The sequence below is a fragment of the Ensifer sp. SL37 genome (assembly GCF_026672675.1).
GTDB classification, from domain to species: domain Bacteria; phylum Pseudomonadota; class Alphaproteobacteria; order Rhizobiales; family Rhizobiaceae; genus Ensifer; species Ensifer adhaerens.
The window spans coordinates 35,259-60,754 of sequence record NZ_JAPPRN010000002.1; the positions used below are offsets into that span (position 1 = coordinate 35,259).

17 protein-coding genes and 6 pseudogenes are annotated in these 25,496 nt (G+C 58.0%); 14 read left to right on the top strand and 9 right to left on the bottom strand.

The window, feature by feature from the left end; all coding sequences use genetic code 11:
- The first annotated feature begins 2 nt into the window (after window positions 1-2).
- The 10 genes and pseudogenes from OVA00_RS07910 to OVA00_RS07955 all read left to right on the top strand — a co-directional run bounded on the left by OVA00_RS07910 (window position 3) and on the right by OVA00_RS07955 (window position 10,039).
- Window positions 3-791 carry an EscT/YscT/HrcT family type III secretion system export apparatus protein gene (locus tag OVA00_RS07910; RefSeq protein ID WP_268088545.1) on the top strand — a complete coding sequence of 263 codons (789 nt, stop codon included), beginning with the start codon at window positions 3-5 and terminating at the stop codon, window positions 789-791.
- A complete protein-coding gene (locus OVA00_RS07915; RefSeq protein WP_268088546.1) occupies window positions 788-1,825 on the top strand; it encodes an EscU/YscU/HrcU family type III secretion system export apparatus switch protein in 1,038 nt (345 codons plus the stop codon). Before OVA00_RS07910 ends, OVA00_RS07915 begins: the two co-directional genes overlap by 4 nt.
- A gap of 3 nt (window positions 1,826-1,828) precedes the next feature.
- Window positions 1,829-2,587 (top strand): tetratricopeptide repeat protein, encoded by a 759-nt coding sequence (locus OVA00_RS07920; RefSeq protein ID WP_268088547.1) that lies wholly within the window; start codon window positions 1,829-1,831, stop codon window positions 2,585-2,587.
- A gap of 94 nt (window positions 2,588-2,681) precedes the next feature.
- Complete coding sequence (locus tag OVA00_RS07925) at window positions 2,682-3,878, top strand: L,D-transpeptidase family protein (RefSeq protein ID WP_268088548.1); 1,197 nt, start codon at window positions 2,682-2,684, stop codon at window positions 3,876-3,878.
- Between the two features lie 348 nt (window positions 3,879-4,226).
- Window positions 4,227-4,493: pseudogene (locus OVA00_RS07930) on the top strand (transposase); the annotation flags it as partial.
- Between the two features lie 366 nt (window positions 4,494-4,859).
- A protein-coding gene (locus tag OVA00_RS07935) for an IS3 family transposase (protein WP_192445889.1) occupies window positions 4,860-5,998 on the top strand; the annotation gives its coding sequence in 2 pieces (ribosomal slippage) (window positions 4,860-5,118 and window positions 5,118-5,998; 1,140 coding nt in all).
- A 320-nt stretch (window positions 5,999-6,318) separates the two neighbouring features.
- The gene (ltrA, locus tag OVA00_RS07940; protein ID WP_268088549.1) at window positions 6,319-7,455 is read left to right on the top strand and encodes a group II intron reverse transcriptase/maturase; all 1,137 of its coding nucleotides are present in this window, start codon (window positions 6,319-6,321) and stop codon (window positions 7,453-7,455) included.
- Between the two features lie 119 nt (window positions 7,456-7,574).
- Window positions 7,575-7,871: pseudogene (locus OVA00_RS07945) on the top strand (transposase); the annotation flags it as partial.
- 112 nt (window positions 7,872-7,983) lie between these two features.
- Window positions 7,984-8,847, top strand: coding sequence for a tyrosine-type recombinase/integrase (locus OVA00_RS07950; RefSeq protein ID WP_268088550.1), 864 nt, complete (start codon window positions 7,984-7,986; stop codon window positions 8,845-8,847).
- Between the two features lie 4 nt (window positions 8,848-8,851).
- Window positions 8,852-10,039 (top strand): IS91 family transposase, encoded by a 1,188-nt coding sequence (locus OVA00_RS07955; RefSeq protein ID WP_268088552.1) that lies wholly within the window; start codon window positions 8,852-8,854, stop codon window positions 10,037-10,039.
- Between the two features lie 628 nt (window positions 10,040-10,667).
- Here OVA00_RS07955 and istB (OVA00_RS07960) read toward each other — a convergent pair.
- Together istB (OVA00_RS07960) and OVA00_RS07965 are read right to left on the bottom strand one after the other, a co-directional pair.
- On the bottom strand, window positions 10,668-11,414 hold the full coding sequence (istB, locus tag OVA00_RS07960; protein ID WP_268088553.1) for an IS21-like element helper ATPase IstB: 747 nt from the start codon (window positions 11,412-11,414) through the stop codon (window positions 10,668-10,670).
- Between the two features lie 11 nt (window positions 11,415-11,425).
- A complete protein-coding gene (locus OVA00_RS07965) occupies window positions 11,426-12,166 on the bottom strand; it encodes a Mu transposase domain-containing protein (protein WP_268088554.1) in 741 nt (246 codons plus the stop codon).
- 141 nt (window positions 12,167-12,307) lie between these two features.
- On the opposite strand from OVA00_RS07965, the pseudogene istA reads away from it, so the two are divergent.
- A pseudogene (gene istA, locus OVA00_RS07970) lies at window positions 12,308-13,833 on the top strand (IS21 family transposase).
- The gene (istB, locus tag OVA00_RS07975; RefSeq protein WP_268088556.1) at window positions 13,830-14,642 is read left to right on the top strand and encodes an IS21-like element helper ATPase IstB; all 813 of its coding nucleotides are present in this window, start codon (window positions 13,830-13,832) and stop codon (window positions 14,640-14,642) included. Before istA ends, istB (OVA00_RS07975) begins: the two are co-directional and overlap by 4 nt.
- Window positions 14,643-14,735: 93 nt before the next feature.
- Here istB (OVA00_RS07975) and OVA00_RS07980 read toward each other — a convergent pair.
- The 5 genes and pseudogenes from OVA00_RS07980 to OVA00_RS08000 form a co-directional block, all read right to left on the bottom strand.
- Window positions 14,736-15,056, bottom strand: a pseudogene (locus OVA00_RS07980) (IS21 family transposase); the annotation flags it as partial.
- A gap of 37 nt (window positions 15,057-15,093) precedes the next feature.
- Window positions 15,094-16,298 (bottom strand): annotated as a pseudogene (locus OVA00_RS07985) (IS256 family transposase).
- A gap of 24 nt (window positions 16,299-16,322) precedes the next feature.
- The gene (locus OVA00_RS07990; RefSeq protein ID WP_268088557.1) at window positions 16,323-16,868 is read right to left on the bottom strand and encodes a helix-turn-helix domain-containing protein; all 546 of its coding nucleotides are present in this window, start codon (window positions 16,866-16,868) and stop codon (window positions 16,323-16,325) included.
- Window positions 16,869-17,413: 545 nt separating this feature from the next.
- Entirely contained in the window at window positions 17,414-18,601 is a 1,188-nt protein-coding gene (locus OVA00_RS07995) for an IS91 family transposase (RefSeq protein WP_268088558.1), read from the bottom strand.
- 4 nt (window positions 18,602-18,605) lie between these two features.
- On the bottom strand, window positions 18,606-19,469 hold the full coding sequence (locus OVA00_RS08000; protein WP_268088550.1) for a tyrosine-type recombinase/integrase: 864 nt from the start codon (window positions 19,467-19,469) through the stop codon (window positions 18,606-18,608).
- 109 nt (window positions 19,470-19,578) lie between these two features.
- Between OVA00_RS08000 and OVA00_RS08005 the strand changes: the two are divergent.
- Together OVA00_RS08005 and OVA00_RS08010 are read left to right on the top strand one after the other, a co-directional pair.
- A pseudogene (locus OVA00_RS08005) lies at window positions 19,579-20,389 on the top strand (IS5 family transposase); the annotation flags it as partial.
- 710 nt (window positions 20,390-21,099) lie between these two features.
- Window positions 21,100-22,371 carry an IS256 family transposase gene (locus tag OVA00_RS08010; RefSeq protein ID WP_268088853.1) on the top strand — a complete coding sequence of 424 codons (1,272 nt, stop codon included), beginning with the start codon at window positions 21,100-21,102 and terminating at the stop codon, window positions 22,369-22,371.
- On the opposite strand, the gene OVA00_RS08015 is transcribed toward OVA00_RS08010, so the two are convergent.
- Window positions 22,322-22,753, bottom strand: coding sequence for a PAS domain-containing protein (locus tag OVA00_RS08015; RefSeq protein ID WP_326494128.1), 432 nt, complete (start codon window positions 22,751-22,753; stop codon window positions 22,322-22,324). The genes OVA00_RS08010 and OVA00_RS08015 overlap by 50 nt on opposite strands.
- Before the next feature lie 719 nt (window positions 22,754-23,472).
- Window positions 23,473-25,476 (bottom strand): alkyl/aryl-sulfatase, encoded by a 2,004-nt coding sequence (locus tag OVA00_RS08020; RefSeq protein ID WP_268088559.1) that lies wholly within the window; start codon window positions 25,474-25,476, stop codon window positions 23,473-23,475.
- Between the last annotated feature and the right edge of the window lie 20 nt (window positions 25,477-25,496).

The following is a 25,496-nucleotide window of genomic DNA, read 5'->3' on the forward strand; positions in this document are numbered from 1 at the left end:
CGATGTCTCAACTTCGCGAAATACTGGTGGGGCTAAACGAAGCGGTGATGGCCCTGGTGCTCTTGAGCGCGCGCATCTCTGGCTTCCTTGCGGCGTCACCGTTATTTTCACGGCATGTCATGTCCCGATTTGTCCGGGCCGGGGTCGCCTTGTCTTTCTCCCTGGTTTGTGTTCCCCCGGTGGCCGAGGCTCTATCGAAATCAGTTCCGTCCGGAGCGACCTACCTACTGCTCATGTTTAAAGAAGTGGCTGTGGGCTACTTTCTTGCAATGTTGGTGTGGTTACCCTTCCGCGGGCTGGAAGTTGCGGGCGCGATTCTCGATGCGCAAAGCGGAATAGTCCAGTCTGAAAGCCTGGATGTCGTCACTGGGACCCAAGCAACTCCGACGGCTATTGTGTTCTCGCAGATCTTTGCATGCTATCTTTTTTCCACGGGTGGTTTTCTGGTCGCTGTCTCATTGCTGTTGGAGAGCATGGCATTTTGGCCGCCAAGCCAACTCTTGCCTGATCTCTCGGAGCAATCTGTTCGTGTGCTGCTGGAGGTTACCGCGTTCAGTTTTTTTCAGGCCGCAGCAATTGCACTTCCAATCTCTGGTTTCATGTTCTTGGCGGACGTTGCTATTATTTTTTTGGCTCGCATAGCGCCGAGCCTGAATTGCTTGACATTCGCGTCTCCAATAAAGTCGGCAAGTATTCTTGCCTTGCTGATTGTATATTTGGAGGCAGTTCTTCCTCAATTCATTTCTGTGTGGACTGACGGCATTGCAATAATTCGGCGGTCGTTGGTATGAGCGGCGAAAAAACAGAGCAACCAACAAAAAAGAAAATGGACGACCAGCGTAAAGCTGGTCAGATACCACAGAGAAAGAATGCTGTAGAGGCGATCTTGTTGTTTTCTGCTGTATTTTTGCTTTGGGCATTGCTTCCAATGTTCGCGGTATATGCTATGTTTGGTTTGAGAACGGCTTTCGATTCGATTCGATTGGACTTTGATAACGCCCTGAATCTCAGTTTTTTATCTTTTCGTGATTTGATGAGGCTAAGCTTGATATATTGTGGATCTGTAGCCTTGGTTGCTTCATTTTCCGGAATTATGTTTAATAGGTTTAATTTTTCATTGCGATCACTGTCTCCGAATATTCAAAAACTCAATCCCGTCAACAACATAAAGTCGATTTTGTCGATATCTACGTTATACAACATCATAAGAATACTTGTATTGTTTTTATCAATTTCTTTTGCGCTTTATATTGTGACGTCCATGCACGCTAAAGATATAGCCAACATGGCTGTATGTGGCAGATTGTGCGTAGTTGGTCTAATTTCCAAACTGTTGATACTGGTTTTTATACTGATAATTGTTTGCGTGTCTATTATGGCGGCAATAGACTATTTTTCTCAATCTATCATGTTCAAGAATAATAACAAAATGTCTAAAGACGACATAAAAAGAGAATACAAGGATCAAGAAGGTGATGCGTTGATTAAATCGATGCGGAGATCAAATGCGCTTAGCGACGGTGCTCTTCCAAATCTAAAAGATGCTACCCATGTCATTTATAGTGATGAGCATATCGTAGCAGTGGTTTTTTTTCCTGAAACTGGCGGCGCGCCGTTCGTTGTAGCCAAAGCGAAGGGACCAAAATCTGTAAGACTGCTTGATGAATTTAAACGATTGAAAGTGCCCGCTTTCAAACTCCCAAGTGTCGCCCTGGATTTCTACTTCATGGCTATTCCCGGTCAATACCTACCGCCACGCTCGGCCGCTGGGGTCGAGAAACTTCACCGAACCCTATCCAGCTCTCAACGCCCTGAAGAGGATTGATGCATGATTTCTGCGGCGCTCCGTAAGATCGTCCTACGTACATTTTCGTTGGCCAGCATTGTTGCATTGGCAGCATGCGCGAGCGCCAACAGCACAAAGACGAGTATGTTGGCGGAGATATCCGTTGGAGAGCAGTTTCTGGAGAATGGACAGTATGAAAGGGGCTATTCGATCCTCACAGCTGTTGCGGAAGCAAATCCTTCTTCATCTGTCGCAGTACTTGCATTGGCGGATGCATATTATCGCCAGAATGCCGTGTTGAAGGCCTCTGGGTTTTATCAAAAAGCGATAGAGCTTGGAGCTACTAAAGGAGGCCGGCTTGGCCTCGCCAAAATCGAGTTGGCTCGAAACAACGCGCAATCGGCTATTGAACAGCTGAAAATGGTATTGGCGAGTGAGCCGGAAAGCGCGGATGCCTTGAACGGAATGGGAGTAGCCCATGACCTCGTCGCAGATCACAATGCCGCGCAGGCATTCTATCGTAGGGTCCTGTCGCGTGACCCCTCGGATAAAAGGGCACTAAACAACCTGGCTCTATCGCTCGCTCTTAGCGGTAAGGCCACCGCGGCACTGCCGTCGATCAGCGAGCTGTCCCGTTCAAATCTAAGCGACAAAACCGTTCGACAGAACCTCGCAATCATTCAGTACCTGTCTGGAGCGACCGCGCAAGCCGTCAAGACAGCTACAATTGATCTCGAGCAGGCTGATGCCGAGAACAATTTTCGTGCGCTAGGTTACAGTCTTCCAAGACCTGGTATGTAGTCTCATGAGGTCCAGGTCGCTTTGGATTGAGGTTGGGACGCAGCGGTTCTCGCAAACTGGTGGCATTTGCAGGGGGCTGCACAAGGGGTGGCGGTTGGCGCTGATCGCCAGCATTATCGCTTTGCTTTCCTCCACGGCGGACGGCTTTGCCCGAAATCGCGGGATGTTTCTGATCGTCGTCTCTAAAGCGCAACAGTCACTCGTTGTCTATGACGGTGATACGGTGGTTGCGACATCGGCAGTTTCGACCGGGAAGGCCGGCCATGAGACGCCAACGGGTATTTTCTCGATCCTGGAAAAGCGACGCCGTCATGCGTCGAATATCTATTCCAATTCCCCCATGCCGTTCATGCAGCGGCTGACCTGGTCCGGGATTGCGCTCCATGGATCCAAACATGTACCCAGTTATCCCGCGTCGCACGGTTGCGTGCGGCTGCCAGATGGTTTTGCGGCAGCGCTTTATAAAATGACGAAGCCGGGTGCGCATGTTTTGATTTCTGACCGGCAGATAAGCCCCTCCGAGGTCGAAGGCGCCGTACTCTTTCGTAAACCTCGCACTTCCGTACAGCAGGTGATCGGTAAAGTGGAGGGCGCTCCTGTAGAAGTGGCCATGGTCGAATCCATGGTGCCTGGCGTGGCGAAACAAATGACGTCGGTTCACGAACCGATCCGCATTCTGATCACGCGCCACGAAGCGCGAGACACCGTACGTGAGGTGCAAGTCGCTCTGCGGTTGCTCGGATATGGGCCCGGTGCGCTCGATGGCTATGCAGGGCCTGCGACTGTCGCAGCGCTGCGCGTATTCCAGGTAAGAGAGGGACTTGAAAGTGATGGAAAGCTGACGCCTGCCTTGTCGGCGATGATCCTGCTCAAGGCAGGACGAACGCCGCCGTCAAACGGCAAGATCCTCGTTCGGCAGGGGTTCAGACCTCTTTTCGAAGCATTTGCTACAATTGAAAGACCGCAAGAGGCTTTGGGCACCCACTTCCTCCAGTTTCGCTTACATGGGCAGGAAAGTGTTGGAGGAAAATGGTTCGGGGTTTCGCTTCAGAACGATCTGCTAGCCTCTACGAAAAAGGGCCTTGGAATATTATCGGAGGCCGACCCCGCGGCATTTGACGGCATACAACGAACGCTCTCGCGAATTACAGTATCCAACGATATCCGCGAAAGGATCGAAAGCCTTTTGAGTGAAGGCTCTTCACTTTCAATTGCCGACGCGGACGATGGCCTTGAAACCGGTCAGGGCACCGATTTTATTACTCTTACCCGGTCTCGCTCCGAAGACTAGATGTGAGCTTCCAGGAGGTTGTCGATTTCGGACCGGACCGAGGAGACTGGAATTACCAGGCTTCAGCATCCAGCGGAGGGTCCGAATGAACATCCACAAGAGTGCTCGTTCGACGCGGTCTCGGCGAGAGGAGTTGGCGCGCGCCGTTGTTGCAGGCCGTGTTTCCGTGGCCTCTGCTGTGCGGACTATGGCGTTACGGTCAAGGTCGTGAGCGTCGGGTGGCGTGCTTCCTTAGTCGGCGCTGAAAAACCTCCCAACGCCCTGGAATTAGGGGATTCCCATCTGTTTTGAAGTATTGGAAACTGCCGGAAATCGTCGGTGATGTAGCTGATTTCTGGTGTTTTTGGTATGCGGCCAACTCGTCCCTCTTCCGGTAGAAATGATCTTTTTCGCGACCGTCTGGACGCGATCATCAACCCGCGCCACGCGCTGGTGCGATTGTCTGGCGTGATCCCATGGGCACGATTTGACGAGGCGTTCGGAGGGTTCTATCGGCCGGTCGGCCGCCCCGCCAAGCCGACGCGGCTGATGGTCGGGCTGCATTACCTGAAGCATGTCCACGACTTGTGTGACGAGGAGACGGTCGAGCGCTGGGTGGAGAATCCGTATTGGCGTGTGCCTTGAGCCGGCGTTGTGTGTGTGCCGGCGCAACTGTGTTGAAGATGGGAGTGGGCCTCCCGGAGCCGACCTGCAGGGGCTGGCTTCAAACCACTCCATGCTGCTGCGCTCAAGAGGCGTGGTGGTGAGCGATGGAGAAAAGGCGGCGCGCGACGCCGTCAGGTGTGTGACGAGAAGATGAGCGAAAGCGAACCGCTGACGACATATCGAAATGGGTTCAGACGCTGTCAAAACGGGCGTGGGTTAGTGGCGCCCGGAAGAGCATGGACGGCACCTGTTAGAGCTGGCTCGGGAAATTTGAACAGCGGGGATAAGTGGAATTTCTGCCTGACTTTGGCATAGATGCCGGAAACAGGAGAGACCATGACGAGACGACCGCGCCGGAACCACAGCCCGGCTTTCAAGGCGAAAGTGGCGCTTGCCGCGATCAGAGGCGAACAGACGCTGGTGGAACTGTCCCAGCAGTTCGACGTGCACGCCAATCAGATCAAGCAGTGGAAAGACCAGCTCCTTGAGGGGGCGACGGGCGTTTTCGGCGATGAAGCCAAGACAGAACCGACGACACCCACAGTCGATGTCAAAACACTACACGCCAAGATCGGCGAGCTGACGCTGGAGAACGATTTTTTGTCCGGTGCGCTCGGCAAGGCGGGATTGCTGGGCGGAAAGAAATGATCGACCGCACGCACAGACTGTCGGTCGTGCGCCAGGCGAAGCTTCTCGGCTTCAGTCGTGGCAGCGTCTATTATTCTCCGCGTCCAGTGTCGGACGGCGATCTGGCGTTGATGCGCCGGATCGACGAACTACATCTCGACTACCCGTTTGCCGGGAGCCGGATGTTGCAAGGGCTTTTGAAGGCGGAAGGACTGCAAGCGGGACGGTTGCACGTCGCCACGCTGATGAAGAAGATGGGCATCGAGGCGATCTACCGTCGCCCGAACACCTCGAAACCGGCACCAGGTCACAAGGTCTATCCCTATCTCCTGCGAAAGCTGGCGGTCACCAGGCCCAATCAGGTCTGGGCGATGGACCTGACCTATATTCCGATGGCGCGCGGCTTTGTCTATCTCTGCGCTGTCGTGGACTGGTTCAGCCGGAGGGTTCTGTCGTGGCGGCTGTCGATCACGATGGAGACGGCCTTTTGCATCGAAGCGGTCGAGGAAGCACTTGCTCGGTATGGAAAGCCCGACATCTTCAATACGGATCAGGGCTCGCAGTTCACCTCCGTCGACTTCACTGCCGTGCTGAAGAAGGCTGAGATCGCCATCTCGATGGACGGCAAGGGCGCGTGGCGGGACAATGTCTTCGTCGAGCGGCTCTGGCGGTCGATCAAATACGAGGAGGTCTACCTCCACGCCTACAAAACCGTGTCCGAGGCCCGCGTTGGCATCGCTCGATATCTGTCCTTTTACAACACCCGACGCCCACATTCATCCCTTGACCGGCAGACGCCGGATCAGGCTTACTTCAACGCGCTGACACCGATGATGGCGGCAGCATAATCGAGGCGGAAATCCACTTAGCAAAACGCCCGAAACTGTTCAGACAAACCGAGCCAGCTCTGTTTACGGGCCATGCGGCAGCCGGTGTATAGGCGGCATGATCTCGCCACAGGCTTCAGCACGGAACAAGGGAACCTGGCATGGGATGCCAAGGGAAATCCGCAAGTGGCCCAAACCATGAGGGAGAATACCGAAGCCCATGTCAGGGGCGGAGTGACCCGTAGTAGTGATGAAACGTCTGTAATGGACGCGGAGCGAAGGGGGCACGTCGCCCGGTCCGGGATTATGCGTCAACCGGTTCTTCCGGGAGGAGCGCGATGATGTCGGACAAACCATTGCCGATCACCAAGCGGATGGTCTGGGAGGCCTACAAGCTGGTGAAGGGAAATGGAAAAGCGGCGGGCGTCGATGGTCAGAGCCTCGATGCCTTCGCTGCGGATTTGGAGAACAACCTCTACAAGCTGTGGAACCGGATGGCATCAGGAAGTTACTTTCCGCCGCCGGTACGGCGTGTGGAGATTCCCAAATCCGGTGGAGGCTCGCGACCTTTGGGCATTCCGACGGTCGCGGACCGCGTCGCACAGATGGTGGTCAAGCAACACCTCGAGCCGGGTCTGGAGGAAATCTTCGACCCGGACTCCTACGGGTATCGCCCGGCGAAATCGGCATATCAGGCAGTCGAGCAGGCGCGTCAGCGCTGCTGGTCGAACGACTGGGTTCTGGATCTTGACATCAAAGGCTTCTTCGACACGATCGATCATGGGCTCTTGATGCGAGCACTTCGGAGGCACTGTCAGGACGACTGGGTTCTGCTCTATGTGGAAAGATGGCTGACGGCGGCAGTGCAACTGCCCGACGGAACGCTCGAGGCACGGACGCGAGGCACCCCGCAAGGGGGCGTCGCAAATCCGTTGCTCGCCAACCTGTTCCTGCACTATGCGTTCGATACCTGGATGCGCCGGGAGCATCCGGACATCCCGTTCGAGCGCTATGCCGACGATGCCATCTGTCACTGCCGCACGCGGCGGGAAGCGGAACGGCTCAAGGCAGAGCTGGAGCAGCGGTTGGCGGACTGCCATCTCACGCTGCATCCGGAAAAGACCCGAGTGGTCTACTGCAAGGACAGCAATCGGCGCGGCTCCTATCCGCTCATCCAGTTCATCTTCCTCGGCTTTGCCTTCCGGCCCCGGATGGCGAAGAACCGGTGGGGCAGGCTGTTCACATGCTATCTGCCCGCCGTTAGCCCACAGGCACTGAAACGCATGCGGGAGCGGATCAGGTCATGGCGCTTGCCAAAGCATGCACCACTTCGTTTGGTAGATATCGCACGTAGCCTCAATCCGGTCCTGGAGGGCTGGTGGCGATACTATGGGCGGTTCTACCCAACCGAAATGTGGAAGTTGTTCGTGTACTTCGATGAGCGGCCTGCGGCGGCTGAACAGTATGGCAAAGCGTAACCCTGGTCTCTTCGTCCACTGGAAACGTCTTGGTCACGCGATGGTTGGGTGACAAGAGCCGGATGAGCGGCGACGCTCACGTCCGGTTCCGTGAGGGGCTGGGGGTGAAACTCCCCCGGCCCACTCGACAGTTCTTCTGCGGCGTTGAGTTCTTCCAGCACGAAGCGCCGATCGACGCGAGCACGATGACGCGCTGGCGCAAGCGGATCGGGCCGCAGGGGCTGGAGGAATTGCTGAAGGCGAGCGTCGAGGCGGCGCTTCAGACGGGAACGGCCAGGCCGGAATCTTTGGAGCGGGTCAATGTCGATACGACGGTGCAGCCGAAAGCCATTGCTCATCCGACCGACAGCAAGCTGTATCTGAAGGCTCTGCAGATGCTGGTCCGGCAAGCGAAGAAGCATGGCATCGAGCTCAGACTGCGGATTGAACTAAGCCGCTAGTCGCGGCAATTGGTGGCCTCTTTGAGAGATGTCTCCTGTCTGAGAGGATTTGGGTGTTGCAAACCCACCCTTCAGACAGGAGATCCAGATGGCCGAGATGAGCCCTCTGCGTCGCCGGATGATCGAGGACATGACGGTCCGCAATCTTTCTCCGGCCACGCAGCAATCCTATCTTTATGCAGTCGCAAAGTTTAGCCGCCATTTCGGCCGATCACCGGCTCGGCTCGGCCTGGACGAGGTCCACGCCTTCCAGGTTCACCTTGTGTCGACGGGCATCTCCTGGTCCGGATTGAACCAGATCGTCTGCGCCCTCCGGTTCCTCTATGGCGTGACGCTCGGCCAGAATACGATCCCGGAGCATATTCCGTATGCGCGCGAGCCACGCCAGTTGCCGGTTGTTCTTTCGAGCGACGAGGTGGTCGACTTTCTGCAAGCCGTCTCCAGCTTGAAGGCGCGGGTGGCTCTGACAACGGCTTATGCCGCCGGCCTGAGGGTTTCGGAGGTCTGTGGTCTTCGCGCCAACGATATCGACAGCTCAAGGATGGTGATCCACATCACGCGTGGCAAAGGCGGCAAAGCCCGCTACGTCATGCTGTCGCCGGAACTGCTCGGGATCCTGCGCAGCTATTGGCGGTTGGCGCGGCCCAAGGACATTGTGTTTCCTGGGCGCGATCCAGACAAGCCGATCGCGCCGTCGGTGCTGCATTCCGCCTGCCGTTCGGCGGTTGCGGCGGCGGGTCTTTCCAAGCACGTCACCGTCCATACGTTGCGGCATTCCTTTGCCACTCACCTGCTCGAGAACGGGACCGATATCCGCATCATCCAGGTCCTGCTCGGTCACGCCCACCTCTCCACGACAGCGCGCTATACGCAGGTCTCTACCGACACGATCCGGTCGACGGCCAGTCCGCTCGATCGGTTACGACTGGAGGTGACACCGCCGGAATCGTGATCGGTTGCGTCCCACCTTCGAAGTCGCCGACATCTTTCGGCGACATGGGAGCTCCTACAGACGTGAGAACGCCGGTCATCTTGGCCGCGGCAAACGACGCGTCATGGGCGCGATCGAAGCCTGCCGGACGCCGAGGCTCGGCGGTCACGTCGATGCCTGCGACGATTGCGGCAGGACCCGCATCTCCTATAATTCCTGCCGCAATCGCCATTGCCCGAAGTGCGAAGGCGCGGCCCGCAAGGAGTGGGTCGCTGCACGCGTCGCCGATCTGTTGCCGGTCCCGTACTTTCATGTGGTCTTCACGCTCCCACCGGGCATCGCCGAGATCGCTTTCCACAACAAGGCGGTCGTCTATGCATTGCTGATGCGCATCGTGGCCCAGACGCTGCAGACCGTTGCCGCCGATCCCAAGCGGCTGGGCGCCGAGATCGGCATCGTCGCCGTGCTTCACACCTGGGGCCAGGCCATGACCCATCATCCCCATGTTCATTGCGTCGTGCCCGGCGGCGGTCTCTCGCCCGACAGAGCTAGGTGGGTGGCATGCCGGCCGGGCTTCTTTCTGCCCGTGCGCGTACTGTCGCGGCTGTTTCGGCGGCTCTTTCTGACGGCCCTTGCTAGAGCCTTCGCTCACGGTGAACTCCGCTTCTCCAACGAACTCAGCCATCTCAACGATGACGAGGCGTTCACCCGCCATCTCGCGCGTGCGCGCCGCGTCGAATGGGTCGTCTATTCGAAGCCACCGTTCGGCGGCCCCGACCAGGTGCTCGCCTATCTCGGCCGCTACACCCATCGTGTTGCCATCGCCAACAGCCGCATCGTCGAGGTCGATGATGACCACGTTGCCTTCCGATGGAAGGATTACCGTGGCAAGGGTCGCGACCGCGAGAAGATCATGCGCCTTGACCCGCACGAGTTCATCCGGCGTTTTCTTCTACACGTGCTCCCGGACGGCTTCCACCGCATGCGCCACTTCGGCTTTCTCGCCAATAGCCACCGACGGGATCGTATCGGCCTCTGCAGGCAGATCCTCGATCAACCATCATCAGCAGGGGAGCGGTCGCAGGCAGGCAAATCACAGCCCGGGCAATCCCACGAATGCCCTGACTGCCGGCGTCCCATGCGTAGGACAGGAATCACTGTTGCGCCTGTTTCGCCGCCCCGGCCATCATCTTTCTGGTGCGATACATCATGAACTCCGACAATCCGCACCCCCTCCCATATGCCCACAAAACCAAGCGCCGCGCCGGCGCGCGATACCGCGTGGCCCTGGCCACACCGAAAGACCGACAGTGTGCATTGAGAGCGCAAAAATCGCTTCCTATCGTCCGGCAAGCTGCTCGCGAAGGTCGCCAGATCACCACAAAAATCGGCGGTGCGATTGCCGTCCACGACGAATCCGCTATCGTCATCAAGCGGCGTGCTTTACTATTCCCATAACGGCGCCAAACAACCCGCGCCTTACTTCAATCCGGCTTATGTGAGGTCGCTCGAGCTCGCCGCGACGACGGATGCGACCTCACATAACCCTCCAGATTCCGACCATCGCGCGCATGCATTCCAATCTGATGCCGCGCACCGTTCCGATTTGATCGCGCGCATGTGAGGCGACCAATCGTTGGAGGTTAAATGGGACTACGAACATATCCTGGTCAAGCTGGTGTCGATGAGATCGCTGTGGACGGCTGACGATTGCCCCCCACGCAGCGAAGCAGTCCGGCGCCGCGCTTCCCAACGCGCCGTAGGGGCCGGTCTGCTTCGCGGGCGGCGTGTCCGACATTCTTTTGGCCAGGATAGTTTCCACGGTTTTGGGGTCCGGCCTTTCAGGTCTGGATTTCGGCTGGTTGACGCAACCGACGCATGGATTCGCCGCTCATTTCAAGCCTGTGGGCGTTGTGAACAAGACGATCCAATATTGCGTCGGCATAGGTGGGGTCGCTGATTTTTTCGTGCCATCGGGCTACGGGGAATTGGCTGGTGACGAGCGTCGAGCGTCGGCCGTATCGTCCCTCAAGGATCTCCAGCAGATAATGGGGAGCATTGCCGTCGATGGGCTGAAGTCCGTAGTCATCGAGGATGAGAAGTTCGACGGCGCCGAGACTTTTCAGGCGCGTTGCGAGGCTGCCGATACCGCGGGCCTGTTCCAGGCTCTGCAGCAATGCCGGCATCCGGACGTAAAGGACCGAATGATTGTCGCGGCAGGCCTTGTGTCCCAAGGCACAGGCTAACCAGCTTTTCCCGATGCCGGTCGGGCCGACAATGGCACAGTTCTCGTGTTTTCTGATCCAGTCGCCGGCAATCAGCAGGTCGAGTATGGTGCGATCGTATTCGCGCGGTGCACGCCGAATGATATCTTCGGGAACAGCGGGATGGTGCAGTTTCGCGTTACGAAGTCGGAGCGCAAGACGCTTGTTGTTGCGCCAGGTGGCTTCCTGATCCAACAGCAGCGCCAGCCATTCGCCATGACTGAGGTTGTCGCTCTCGTCGTTATCGGCCAGTCTTGCGAAGGCGTCTGCCATACCGGCAAGACCCAGCTGCTGCAGCTGGTTGAGGGTGGGATGTTTGAGCATTTCTAGTCCTTTCAGTGGTAATATCCGGAGCCGCGGATGTTGGAGTGCTGGATCGGTTCCTGCTCGAGGCGCTCGGACCTGGGGACGCGGTCGAGTTCCTTTTCGAGGATGGATTTGATGCCGGGATAGTTGAGCACCTGGAATTCCAGTGCGCGCTGCGCAGCCGCTTGGAGGCGATCGGCGCCAAACCGTCTTTCCAGGCCGATGATGCCGACACAGGCGCGGTATCCCTGTTCCGGATGCGCGCGCTTCTCAATGATTCGATCGACGAGAACGCGCAGCATGGGCCCGATCCGCTTGGCTTCGCTGCGGATCTTCGCCGGCGTCCATTCGCGATAACGCTGATGGTTTGGCGGCATATGCACGGCAACCGTCGTGTGGCGGCCGTTGCTGCTGCCACGCACATGCGCAGCAATTCGGTCCCTGCCGAGGAATATTTCCACCGTGCGAATGGTGTATCGAACCTCGACCTCGCTGCGCGCAAAGCGGTAAGGGACGGAATAAAAATGCCGATTGAGTTCAATATGATAATCGATGCCAACACGACACCGACGCCATTCCGCATGCACCCAGGGCTCGGCAGGTAGCGGCTTTAGATTCGGGGCATCAAGTTCGTCAAACAACGCGCGCCGCGTCTTGCCGTACTGGCGTATCACCCGTTTGTCATTGAGCCGGGTGATCAGATCGGCAATTGCCTTGTTGAGATCAGCGAGGCTTGCTGCGCGACATCGCACTTGACTACTCAGCGACATCGCTGGTGACGCGCGGGGCCGACCGGAGGATGGGCGTAGCCCGTCCGTAGGTTGGCCCCGCGCGGCGCGGATTTTTCCGCGCCTTCGGCCGCGACGATTGCCTTAAGTCCTGGATCTTCAACTGCGAGGAAGAGGACCTGGATGCCAGGCAAACCGATCACGGATCAGCAAGCGAGACTGTATATGAGATTGAACAAAAAACATCCTCGGGAAACCGCCGCGGCGATGTCTGGCTTTAGCGCCAGCACCGCCTTTCGGCTCGACAAAGACCCGCGCCTTCCCTCCGAGAAAAAGGCGCAACGCGGCCACGGCGGCGGTACCGGCCCGATCCTTTCACCGATCTCTGGGAAAGCGAGGTGGTTCCGCTTCTCGAGCGCGCGCCGAACTTGCGTCCGGTGACCATTCTGCGTGACCTTTGCCTGCGCTACCCCGAGCGCGAGCTGACAGCGGCACGGCGCACTCTTGAGCGGCGCGTGCGGGAATGGAAAGCCGCCCATGGGCCGCAACAGGAAGTGATCTTCCGCCAGAACCATCCACCCGGTCGCCAGGGCATGTCAGACTTTACCGACTGCCGGTCGCTGGGCGTGACCATTGCCGGCGTGCCACTTGACCATCGGCTGTACCACTTCGTTCTGGTTTACAGCGGCTGGGAACACGGTGAAGTCGTTCTGGGCGGCGAGAGTTTTACTGCTCTGGCCAGCGGCCTGCAGAACGCATTGTGGAGCCTGGGTGCTTGTCCGATTGAGCACCGCAGCGATTCGTTGTCGGCGGCTTTCACCAACCGTGCCGACGAGACGCAAGAGGACCTGACCCGGCGTTACGAGGCACTTTGCGCCCATTACCAGATGACGCCGACCCGCAACAACCGCGGCGTCGCCCACGAAAACGGCAGCATTGAAAGCCGCAATGGTCATTTGAAGGACAGGCTCGAACAAGCGTTGCTGTTGCGCGGCTCGGCCGACTTCGCCACGCTCGACGACTACCGCCGCTTCGTCGCCGAGCAGATCAGCAGGCATAATGCCTTGCGCCGACAGGAACTGGCCGTCGAGATGGATCATCTCAGGGCGTTACCGCAACGCAAGACCACCGATTACGATGATGCCGTCGTTGTGGTGACGTCGTCTGGCGGCTTCACCTTGCGCAGGGTCTTCTATACCGCCCCCTCCACCTATATCGGCCACCGCCTGCGGGTCCGGCTCTACGACGATCGCCTGGAATGTTATCTCGCATCCAGCCATGCCTTTACCCTGCCGCGCGGACGTCCACCGTCCAGTGGCAAGAGCGGCCAACACGCACATGTCGTCGATTACCGCCATGTCATTCACAGCCTTCGCCGTAAGCCGCAAGCGCTGGCCAATCTCGTTTACCGCGACCAGTTGTTTCCCCGTGCCGCCTTTGCCCGGACCTGGCAGGCCATGAACAAGAGGCTCGATCAGCGCACCGCCTGCAAAACCATGGTCGGCCTTCTCTGGCTTGCCCATTCCTGCGCATGCGAAGCCGAACTCGCATTGGCATTGGAGATGATCCTCGACGCAAGGAAGCTGCCCGATCTGGCCGCCTTGCAATCCCGCTTCGATGTCGCCGGCAATAGCGTCCCCGACATCGAGGTCGTGCTGCCCACAGCAGCCGACTATGACCGCCTTCTCACAGCAGGAGCAATGCAATGAACACCTCATCCGTCGATGTCGCAAAACTGCCGCTCATGCTGGCGAACTTGCGGCTTCCCACCTTCGCACGCCTCTGGTCTGAACTCACTCAACGGGCCGACCGCGAAGGCTTGCCGGCCGCACGGCTGTTGGCCACGCTTTGCGAATTGGAGATGGCCGAGCGCGTGCAACGGCGCATCCAGCGTCATCTCGCCGAGGCCCGGCTACCAGCCGGAAAAACCCTCGACAGCTTCGACTTCGCAGCCGTTCCCATGATCTCAAAGGCTCATGTCATGGCGCTGGCAGCAGGCGATGCCTGGCTCGCCAAAGGCGGCACGATCCTTATGTTTGGACCGCCAGGATCAGGCAAGACCCACTTGAGTGCGGCCCTCGGTGCTGCTCTCGTCGAAAAAGGCTTGCGGGTTTTGTTCACGAGAACCATCGATCTCGTTCAAAAACTCCAGACGGCCCGGCAGGAACTCGCATTGACAGCCGCCATCGACAAGCTCGACAAATTCGATCTGCTCATCCTTGATGACCTGTCCTACGTTCACAAGGACCAAGCCGAGACCAGTGTGCTGTTCGAGCTCATTGCCGCCAGGTACGAACGGCGATCCATCATGATTACAGCAAACCGGCCATTTGGAGCCTGGGATAGCCTCTTTCCCGACAAAGCCATGACCATCGCCGCCATCGACAGGCTCGTGCACCATGCAACCATCTTCGAGATGAATGTCGAAAGCTTCCGACGCCGAACAGCCACAGAGCAACGGCACTCAGCGACAGTGGCCACCAGCGCCAGCGACATCGATCAGCGACATCGCTCTTGATCAAAAGAAACGGATCAGTCACTACCTAAATGTGGCCGTAGAATCAGTCACCAGCGATGTCGCTCGCTATGTCATCTGCGATGTCGCGCTATAGAGGCTATAAAAGGTTTGGTTTCGCAGCCGACCAAGAAGCCAACGCTCTACGATTCCGACGCAATTTTCGACTTTTGCCTTGTCTCGAGGTTTTCGCGGGCGTGCAGGAAAAACTGCCGTGCTGTAATGGCGCCCCATATCCGCGTAGGAACGATTGACCATCGGATCGAAGTGACAAGCCTTGATCACCGCGCATTTGGTGTTGTCGCTGACAAGAAGCTGCGTCACCCCACCAAAAAACCGGTAGGCCGCGTTGTGCGCCTCGATCCAGTCAGGCAACTGCTCGGTCCACGTCGCCAGCGCGAACGATAGGCTGGACGCGGGAGTGTCAGGAATTCTGTGCGGTGGGCCGGTTTCATCAGTTGAAGAACCGCTCGCCGAAGATGACGGCGAACTGTGTCTTTGCCTTGATCCACTCCCTCGGCGCGCGCTTCCACTGCTCGGCCGCATTGTTGAGGACCAGATATAACAGCTTCATCGCGGCTTCGTCACCCGGGAAATGGCCGCGCGAGCGCACTGCCCGACGAAGTTTCGAGTTCAACGCCTCGATGGCGTTCGTCGTGTAGATGATGCGGCGGACGCCCTCTGGGAAGGCGAAGAAGGGAACAACGTGTTCCCAATTGCGCCGCCAGCTTTGAGAGATGGCAGGGTATTTCTGGCCCCAATACCCTTCCTCGAAAGCCTCCAGCGCCTTCATTCCAGCCTCGGCATCTCGAGCACGATAGATGGCTCTCAACGCCGGTACGACGGGTTTGCGATCCTTGTAGGACACGAACTCCAGAGAATGCCGGATCAGGTGGACGATGCAGGTCTGGACGATCGTCTGAGGGAAGACGGTACCGTAATGGCTTCGGGAAAGCCCTTCAGGCCATCGACCACGGCGATCAGGATGTCCTGGCAGCCACGGCTTTTCAGCTCATTCATCACGCGCAACCAGAACTTTGCCCCTTCGGTCTGCTCGATCCAGAGCCCGAGGATTTCCTTTGTGCCGTCCGCCAGAACTGCGAGCGCGACATAAACGGCCTTGTTGCGAACGAAGCCTTCGTCCCGGATCTTGACCCGGATGGCATCGAAGAACACGAGGGGATAGCACAGCTCGAGCGGGCGGTTTTGCCACTCGCCAACGGCCTCCAGAACCTGGTCGGTCACCGCCGAGATCAGGTCCGGCGACACGTCGATACCGTAGATTTCTTCGAGGTGGCCCTGGATTTCCCGCACCGTCATGCCGCGCGCGTACATGGAAATGATCTTATCATCGAAATCGGGAAAGCGGCGCTGATATTTGGCGATCAGCTGCGGGTCGAACGTACCGGCCCGGTCGCGCGGGATGGTCAACGTCATCTTCGAGGTACCGGTCAGCACCGTCTTTTTCGAAGATCCATTCCGCCGATTGCCCGACGGTCCTTCGCTGCGATCGACGGCGAGATGTTCATCAAGCTCGGCGTTGAGAATACGCTCCGACAGTGCCTTCTTCAGGTCATCCAGCAAGCCGTCCTTGCCGAAAACATCGGATGGATCACGACCAGCAAGAAGTTGGTCCAGAAGTTCTTTTTCGATAGCCATGTGATGATTCGCTCCTTTTCATCATCATGGCCCACCGCACAGAATTCCTGACACTCCCCTGGACGCCCCCATCACCGCGACGAAGATATGTGCGTCCCGCACCACGCCGGTTTTGCGGTCGACAACTGCCACCTTGTCACCGGCATAGTCGACAAACAGCTTCTCGCCCCCGGCATGGCTTTGCCGCATCACCAGAGGCAGCCGGCCATGCCAGTTTCGGAACAACTCACAGAATCTCGAATATCGAAACCCGTCTGGATCCCGAGCAATGTACTCCTCCCAGAGCACCTGCAACGTCACATGCTTGCGCTTCAATTCGCGCGCGACAGCAGACCAGTCCGGCTCGGACTGCTTCTGACGCCCAGCCTTCTTGCCGGGCGTCCCGTAAAGGCGCTGCTCCAGCTCGCGGTCACTGATCGTATCCGGTAAAGGCCATGTCAGTCCTTCCCGGTGCAATCGCTTTAACGTGTCGCGGACCGAAGTCTCCCCGACGCCCAGTTGCTGGGCGATGACGCGGCCCGAAAGACCAACATCCAGCCGCAGTTTCAAAATCTCTCGCACCTGGCGCATCAGGAGTCTCCTCGTCGGCAATTCACTTCTCCATGGCGTTGCTTCCACCTGGAGAAATAACCCAACGATCAGGCCCCACGACATCGTCTTACTGCGCGCGATTATCTCGGAATGCTGCGCGGAGACTTGTCGGAATGGTGCGCGTCATCATCTCGGAACGGTGCGCGCGATCAAATCGGAATGGTGCGCGCGATGAGCCCGGAATCTGGAGGGTTATGTGAGGTCGCATCCGTCGTCGCGGCGAGCTCGAGCGACCTCACATAAGCCGGATTGAAGTAAGGCGCGGGTTGTTTGGCGCCGTTATGGGAATAGTAAAGCACGCCGCTTGATGACGATAGCGGATTCGTCGTGGACGGCAATCGCACCGCCGATTTTTGTGGTGATCTGGCGACCTTCGCGAGCAGCTTGCCGGACGATAGGAAGCGATTTTTGCGCTCTCAATGCACACTGTCGGTCTTTCGGTGTGGCCAGGGCCACGCGGTATCGCGCGCCGGCGCGGCGCTTGGTTTTGTGGGCATATGGGAGGGGGTGCGGATTGTCGGAGTTCATGATGTATCGCACCAGAAAGATGATGGCCGGGGCGGCGAAACAGGCGCAACAGTGATTCCTGTCCTACGCATGGGACGCCGGCAGTCAGGGCATTCGTGGGATTGCCCGGGCTGTGATTTGCCTGCCTGCGACCGCTCCCCTGCTGATGATGGTTGATCGAGGATCTGCCTGCAGAGGCCGATACGATCCCGTCGGTGGCTATTGGCGAGAAAGCCGAAGTGGCGCATGCGGTGGAAGCCGTCCGGGAGCACGTGTAGAAGAAAACGCCGGATGAACTCGTGCGGGTCAAGGCGCATGATCTTCTCGCGGTCGCGACCCTTGCCACGGTAATCCTTCCATCGGAAGGCAACGTGGTCATCATCGACCTCGACGATGCGGCTGTTGGCGATGGCAACACGATGGGTGTAGCAGCCGAGATAGGCGAGCACCTGGTCGGGGCCGCCGAACGGTGGCTTCGAATAGACGACCCATTCGACGCGGCGCGCACGCGCGAGATGGCGGGTGAACGCCTCGTCATCGTTGAGATGGCTGAGTTCGTTGGAGAAGCGGAGTTCACCGTGAGCGAAGGCTCTAGCAAGGGCCGTCAGAAAGAGCCGCCGAAACAGCCGCGACAGTACGCGCACGGGCAGAAAGAAGCCCGGCCGGCATGCCACCCACCTAGATCTGTCGGGCGAGAGACCGCCGCCGGGCACGACGCAATGAACATGGGGATGATGGGTCATGGCCTGGCCCCAGGTGTGAAGCACGGCGACGATGCCGATCTCGGCGCCCAGCCGCTTGGGATCGGCGGCAACGGTCTGCAGCGTCTGGGCCACGATGCGCATCAGCAATGCATAGACGACCGCCTTGTTGTGGAAAGCGATCTCGGCGATGCCCGGTGGGAGCGTGAAGACCACATGAAAGTACGGGACCGGCAACAGATCGGCGACGCGTGCAGCGACCCACTCCTTGCGGGCCGCGCCTTCGCACTTCGGGCAATGGCGATTGCGGCAGGAATTATAGGAGATGCGGGTCCTGCCGCAATCGTCGCAGGCATCGACGTGACCGCCGAGCCTCGGCGTCCGGCAGGCTTCGATCGCGCCCATGACGCGTCGTTTGCCGCGGCCAAGATGACCGGCGTTCTCACGTCTGTAGGAGCTCCCATGTCGCCGAAAGATGTCGGCGACTTCGAAGGTGGGACGCAACCGATCACGATTCCGGCGGTGTCACCTCCAGTCGTAACCGATCGAGCGGACTGGCCGTCGACCGGATCGTGTCGGTAGAGACCTGCGTATAGCGCGCTGTCGTGGAGAGGTGGGCGTGACCGAGCAGGACCTGGATGATGCGGATATCGGTCCCGTTCTCGAGCAGGTGAGTGGCAAAGGAATGCCGCAACGTATGGACGGTGACGTGCTTGGAAAGACCCGCCGCCGCAACCGCCGAACGGCAGGCGGAATGCAGCACCGACGGCGCGATCGGCTTGTCTGGATCGCGCCCAGGAAACACAATGTCCTTGGGCCGCGCCAACCGCCAATAGCTGCGCAGGATCCCGAGCAGTTCCGGCGACAGCATGACGTAGCGGGCTTTGCCGCCTTTGCCACGCGTGATGTGGATCACCATCCTTGAGCTGTCGATATCGTTGGCGCGAAGACCACAGACCTCCGAAACCCTCAGGCCGGCGGCATAAGCCGTTGTCAGAGCCACCCGCGCCTTCAAGCTGGAGACGGCTTGCAGAAAGTCGACCACCTCGTCGCTCGAAAGAACAACCGGCAACTGGCGTGGCTCGCGCGCATACGGAATATGCTCCGGGATCGTATTCTGGCCGAGCGTCACGCCATAGAGGAACCGGAGGGCGCAGACGATCTGGTTCAATCCGGACCAGGAGATGCCCGTCGACACAAGGTGAACCTGGAAGGCGTGGACCTCGTCCAGGCCGAGCCGAGCCGGTGATCGGCCGAAATGGCGGCTAAACTTTGCGACTGCATAAAGATAGGATTGCTGCGTGGCCGGAGAAAGATTGCGGACCGTCATGTCCTCGATCATCCGGCGACGCAGAGGGCTCATCTCGGCCATCTGGATCTCCTGTCTGAAGGGTGGGTTTGCAACACCCAAATCCTCTCAGACAGGAGACATCTCTCAAAGAGGCCACCAATTGCCGCGACTAGCGGCTTAGTTCAATCCGCAGCTCAGACAGAGCTACACGCGTCTGGCAAAAGCAGCGGCGGTGCGCGCCGGCCGTTATGCCCATGCCCGGCAATTCCGCCGCATGCGCCGCGAACTGAAGCGCCTGCGCACCTTCCTTGGTCGCGTTTTGCGCGATATCGGCCGCAAGATCGCCGGCAACGTCGAACTGGAGAGGACCTTCGGCCGGCTGTTCGGTCTTGTCGAACGGCTGCTGGCGCAAAAAACCGAAGGACAAGAACAAGCTCTATTCGCTGCATGCTCCCGAGGTCGTCTGCATCTCGAAGGGCAAAGCTCGCACGCCATACGAGTTCGGTTGCAAGGTCGGTATCGCGGCGACGAACCGCGAAGGGCTGGTGCTGGCGGCCATGGCGTTCGAAGACAATCCCTATGACGGGCACACGCTCTCACGCACCGTCGATCAGGCTGTTGCCATGGGTGGTATCGATCCGGATCGCATCTACGTCGATAAGGGCTATCGCGGTCATGATTACACCGGATCGGCGTCGGTGATGATTGCCGGAAGCCGGCGCGGGTTGACGCCGACCATGCGACGGGAGCTGAAACGACGATCGGCCATCGAGCCCACCATCGGCCATATGAAGACTGATGGTAGGCTGGACCGCAACTTCCTTCTCGGGCATGTTGGCGACGCCATCAATGCACTGCTCGTGGCCGCAGGTCACAATCTGCGCCTCATCCTGGCCAAACTGGCTCTTTGGCGTGCCCTCATCACGGCCGCGCTTATCGTTCTCATGGCGAAATCGGATACTTCTCAAGATCTTCCCACCGCCAGAAGATCAATGACTTAGCCTTTGTTCAGGGCCGACCAGATAGCCAACTACCGGCAGACGCCGTAGCATCAACAGGTTCATGAGACGTCAAAATTATTATATTTTGATTACGTCAACGCTGGATCTCGCTGAAAATCTTTGGACAGCACAATAAAATTTTGTTTAGAAAGGGACAATCCGGCAGCTTTCCATAGAAAAAGAAGCATAATGACCGCCGAATCGGACAGATTACGTAGCGCGCAAAGCGGATCATCAATAAAACAACGTCTCTCGCGAATATATACTCAGAGACGGTGGCTGTCCTCAGGAAAAACGAAGGCCTGAGAGACTTATCAATCTACTGCGATGAACCCTTAAGCTTCCAGCCGTGGAGGTGGCAAACCGGAGCCTTCGGGAAACAATGGGTGACAAGACGCGCGGAGACGATGTCGACCCCCGCAGGTGTTGCAGCTTAAACTTAAGGGTGCAGCTGGCCTGAACAGAAATGCTATTGATCTACGCCAACCGGGAGGGTTTTTGGGATGCAGTTCTTGTCGGCCTGTTGGAACGGACCCTGACGCCGGCAAGTCAGTGGGTCAAAGAGCCAGATTCTCGCTCGGCCATCTCTATGACGACTATGCCCGAGAATAGAAGAGCTATGACGGAAACTGGGTGATGACGGTTTGATGAGGGCGGCGTATCGAGGCGGGTGACAAGCCTGCCAGAACCTCATGAAAGAGCGATACGCCATGAAGACAGATAGCACTGTTGTTTCCTTTCCGCATCCCGAGACGCTCGATGATCCCCTGACATCGGTTCTACGCGAAGGCGCGCGCCGGCTTCTGGCACAGGCCGTGGAGGCGGAAGCCGAGGCGTTTCTTGCGGCCATGGCCAGCGAACGCCTGAGCGATGGGCGGGACCGGGTGGTGCGGCACGGCCATGGGCCTGAAAGAACGATCCAGACGGGGATCGGTCCGGTTGCGGTGCGCCGCGTCAAGCTGCGCGACCGGGCTTTGGAGACTTGCGGCGAGGATCGCATCACCTTCACGTCGGCGATCCTGCCGAAGTGGGCACGACGCACGAAGAGCCTCGACGCTCTGCTGCCGGTCCTTTACCTGCGCGGCATCTCGACCGGCGATTTCCAGGAGGCGCTTGCCGCCTTACTCGGCAAGGACGCACCGAACCTGTCCCCCTCGGTGATTGGCCGGCTGAAGGAGGAGTGGCAGGCCGACTATGATCGCTGGCAACGCCGCGACCTGTCAGCCCGCCGCTACGTCTACATCTGGGCCGACGGGGTCTATCTTCAGGCACGCATGGAGGACGATGCCGCTTGCATGCTGGTCGTCATCGGCGCGACGCCGGAAGGCAAGAAGGAACTTGTCGGCTTTCAAGTCGGCGTGCGCGAAAGCACCCAGAGCTGGCGCGAGCTGCTCGTCGGGCTGAAGGCCCGCGGGCTTTCGATTGCGCCAGAAATTGCCGTGGGCGACGGCGCGCTCGGCTTCTGGAAGGCGCTGGAGGAGATATTCCCTTCGACCCGCCATCAACGGTGCTGCCAACACAAGCTCCTCAACATCCTCAACAAGGTGCCGAAGTCGGTGCAGCCGAACATGAAGGCCGATCTCAGGGAGGTCCGCGATGCCCCGGATCGGGCAACCGCCGAGGTCGCGATCGCCGTCTTCGTCGACAAATACAAGGCCAAATATCCCAAGGCCGTCAACTGCCTGACGAAGGACCACGAGGCATTGCTGACCTTCTTCGACTTCCTGGCCGAACACTGGGACCATCTGCGCACCTCGAACCCGATCGAAAGCGTCTTCGCCACCGTCAGGCACCGCACGGTGCGAACCAAGGGAGGCCTGTCCCACAACACAGCACGGCTCATGGTCTTCAAGCTCGTCATGAGCGCCGCCAAAACCTGGCGCCGGCTGAAGGGCGAAAATCAGTTGCCAAAGGTCATCGCCGGCGTCAAATTCACCGACGGTGTCGCCGAAACGACGACCCCTGACCATCGCGCCGCCTGATCGGCCTCGTCACCCATTTCCCGCCATAGCTCGAGAATAGAACTGCGCCCCCCTCCCGGTCGTGAAAACAGCGGCCAAAAGCCACGACTGACACAAAGTTTCCGTTCTGCATCAATTCGCGATAGACCGACCGCTGCGCGCACCCCTCGGCAACGCTATCGGAGATTGTCTTTGTCAAGTGCGGTCTACCGTCCGGATGCACGCGATCGAGATAGGCTCGAAGTGGAAGCCCACATTTAGCCTCTTCTGATCGCAGTCCAAAAAGTTTCGCTAGCGCCGAGTCGGCATACACGAGATCATTTGTCATATCCCATGTGTAAACGCCTGCATCCATCATACCTGTGTCGGCAACATCTAGAGCGAACATCTTCCCGGACTGCATAAATACGCCCTTACGCCACGCCCTTTCGGCGAGTACCAATGTGATGCCGGAACCAAATGGCTAATTTAGCTTAGTCCTAATATTAAAGCCTGCGCAATGACGGAAAGTACAACTCAAGGGCGCAATGTCGCGCAACCAACTGATTTTGCTGGGCAACGCCGAAATCGACCGGCATTCCTCAGGGCAACGACCTACGCATCTGCGACTGACTCATGCCGAATTTCAACAATACCGTGTATTCTCAAGGAGAATAACGACATATACGGTTGATATCACCTAAGTCGCTTTGCCTTGATCAGCTTCGCAGCAGACCTTCGCTGGCAATCGATCGCGGGGCGGTGGCAGAGTCGAAATCGGCGTTCGGAAGCGGATCGGCGTGTCGCGAAAGAAATTTGCGATCAGGACGATTTGCGTTCCGGACCGCGTCTTTCCGAAGGACGGAGAATATAGAGTTCCTAGCTGAAACGCAGGCCGCAATGCCGTCAGGCATGCCGCGGACGCCGTTGCGCTCATCGTAAGATGACACCGAGTTTGACGGCTAGACCGTCTGCCCAGGTAGGCTCATTTGTGGATCGCCGCAGCTGAGGGAACTGGGATAGCATTCCGTCTGCATTCGACCGGCGGTCTGCTTGGGCTCCCAGTACGCCGGAAAGACATATCCAAAGGCAGTTCCTAACAAAGTGGAAGGGCCGAATACAAGATTTGGCCCTTGTGAAGCATCAGGGGGTCACAATGTTGAACCAGAAGGGGAAGTTGTCGAGCAGACCAAGAAACTCGACAAAGGCCTTTTCGTTGCCGTCTATCTGCAATTTGCCCTCGTCAATAGCCTCTTTGACGGTGGTTTTCTTCAGTTGGATGTCGTCAAGAAGGCTTTTCGTCAGTGTCAGCTTGACATCCGCCTTGTCTGCCCACTCGTCCGCATAGTTCAACGTCGCGTTTTCGACTGTCAGAGCATACTGCTTTTGGATGTCCGTAAAATCGAGATTGAGCGTGATGTTCTTGCCGGCGGCCCTTTGGCCGTTCAAACGAATGCCGAGATAGTCAAACAGCATTTCCGGGTCCATCGCTCGTATAACATCAGGGCTCGCGGCGTTCGCAACGGGCAAGTCGGGTACCCCGTTTCGAAGCTCGTGCGCGCCTTGCAAGTATACAGAACGCCATGGTCCAGATTCTGCCTGATACCCCATTTGCTCGTAGGTGTCGGCCAGAAATTCCTTGGCATTTTTATTGTCGGGTTCGGCAAACACAACATGCTTGAGCGCCTCGGCGACCCAACGATATTCACCATTGTCAAAGTCCCTTTTTGCCTTCTTGAGGACTGCTGCCGCGCCTCCCATGTACTCCAGATACTTCCTGGCGGCAGGCTCGGGCGGCAATTTGTCCAAGCTCGAGGGATTGGCGTCATAAAAGCCCATGTATCGCTGGTAGACGGCACGCGAATTATGCCGGTAAGTTCCGTAGTATCCGCGATTGTACCATTCCTTTTCCAACTCCGGCGGGAGCTTGATCATATCTGCGATCTCCGTGTCGATGTATCCCTCGTTCATCATCCGCACGCTCTGATCGTGAATGTACTTGTAGAGATCGCGTTGCTTCTTCCAATACTCCTTGATCTTGACCGTTTCCCACATCGGCCAATGATGGCTCTGGAACTTTACATCGACTTTGTCGCCATACAGATCGATCGTTTGGTTGAGGCAATTGGCCCACATAAGCGCGTCGCGAACCTGAGCACCGCGAAGCGTTAAAATGTTGTGCAACGTGTTGGTCGAGTTCTCCGCCATCCACATTGCCCGAAAGTCCGGGAAGTAGGTGTTCATCTCCGCTGGCGCTTCCGTGCCCGGCGTCATTTGAAACACCATCTTGACCCCATCGACAGTGAGCTCCTCGCCTGTCGCCTTGATCTCGCGGGTAGGCAAAATCAGTGTCGACGTGCCAGACGAGGTTGTCTGTCCAAGGCCGCCGTTGACACCACCCTGCGCATTCCGCGGCAAAAGCGAGCCAAACATATAGACCGCGCGGCGGCTCATGGCGTTTCCGGCGATGACGTTTTCGCTGGCTGCATGTTCGGTGAAATGTTCCGGGGCCAGTATCTGCACCTTGCCAGCCTTGACGTCCGCCTCGTCTACTATGCCGCGGACGCCTCCGTAGTGATCGACGTGCGAATGGCTATAAACAACGGCCACGACGGGCTTGCGACCAAGGTTCTCGGAGACGAGGTCATATGCCGCCTTGGCAGTTTCCACCGAGATCAGTGGATCGAACACAATCCAGCCTGTGTCGCCCTCGATGAACGTTATGTTGGACAAATCGTATCCTCGAACCTGGAAAATGCGGTCCGAGACCTTGTACAAACCGTACTTGACATTGAGCTGCGCATTGCGCCAGAGGCTTGGATTGACGGTGTCTGGAGCAGCCTTGTCATCCCCTATGTAGGACTTGTACTGCTCAAGGTCCCAGGCAACGACGCCCTTGTCGTCCACGATGGTCAGGTTCTCAGGCTTAGCAATGAAGCCGCGATCGGCATTTTCGAAGTCCGTGCGATCGCTAAAATCCAGGTAGTCCGCAATCGCCTTGTTTGCCGCTTTTGTGGCCTCGGTCGCCGGCTTAGGCTGGGATTGGGCATTGGCAACGGGTGCCGTCGCCAAGACGATGGAAGCGGTGGCTGCCAACCAAGCGGACGAGCCTATTGAGCGGATTAAAAATCTCATGATAATCTCCATTGCGTAAACTCCGGCGCGTA

Excerpts from the sequence above, each read along its gene's own strand:
- OVA00_RS07910 (WP_268088545.1), top strand. The coding sequence starts at position 3 with ATGTCTCAACTTCGCGAAATACTGGTGGGGCTAAACGAAGCGGTGATG.
- OVA00_RS08020 (WP_268088559.1), bottom strand. The coding sequence starts at position 25,476 with ATGGAGATTATCATGAGATTTTTAATCCGCTCAATAGGCTCGTCCGCT.
- istB (WP_268088553.1), bottom strand. The coding sequence starts at position 11,414 with ATGCTCAAACATCCCACCCTCAACCAGCTGCAGCAGCTGGGTCTTGCC.
- OVA00_RS07990 (WP_268088557.1), bottom strand. The coding sequence starts at position 16,868 with ATGCGCCAGGTGCGAGAGATTTTGAAACTGCGGCTGGATGTTGGTCTT.
- OVA00_RS07950 (WP_268088550.1), top strand. The coding sequence starts at position 7,984 with ATGGCCGAGATGAGCCCTCTGCGTCGCCGGATGATCGAGGACATGACG.
- ltrA (WP_268088549.1), top strand. The coding sequence starts at position 6,319 with ATGTCGGACAAACCATTGCCGATCACCAAGCGGATGGTCTGGGAGGCC.
- OVA00_RS08000 (WP_268088550.1), bottom strand. The coding sequence starts at position 19,469 with ATGGCCGAGATGAGCCCTCTGCGTCGCCGGATGATCGAGGACATGACG.
- istB (WP_268088556.1), top strand. The coding sequence starts at position 13,830 with ATGAACACCTCATCCGTCGATGTCGCAAAACTGCCGCTCATGCTGGCG.
- OVA00_RS08015 (WP_326494128.1), bottom strand. The coding sequence starts at position 22,753 with ATGCAGTCCGGGAAGATGTTCGCTCTAGATGTTGCCGACACAGGTATG.
- OVA00_RS08010 (WP_268088853.1), top strand. The coding sequence starts at position 21,100 with ATGAAGACAGATAGCACTGTTGTTTCCTTTCCGCATCCCGAGACGCTC.
- OVA00_RS07965 (WP_268088554.1), bottom strand. The coding sequence starts at position 12,166 with ATGTCGCTGAGTAGTCAAGTGCGATGTCGCGCAGCAAGCCTCGCTGAT.
- OVA00_RS07915 (WP_268088546.1), top strand. The coding sequence starts at position 788 with ATGAGCGGCGAAAAAACAGAGCAACCAACAAAAAAGAAAATGGACGAC.
- OVA00_RS07920 (WP_268088547.1), top strand. The coding sequence starts at position 1,829 with ATGATTTCTGCGGCGCTCCGTAAGATCGTCCTACGTACATTTTCGTTG.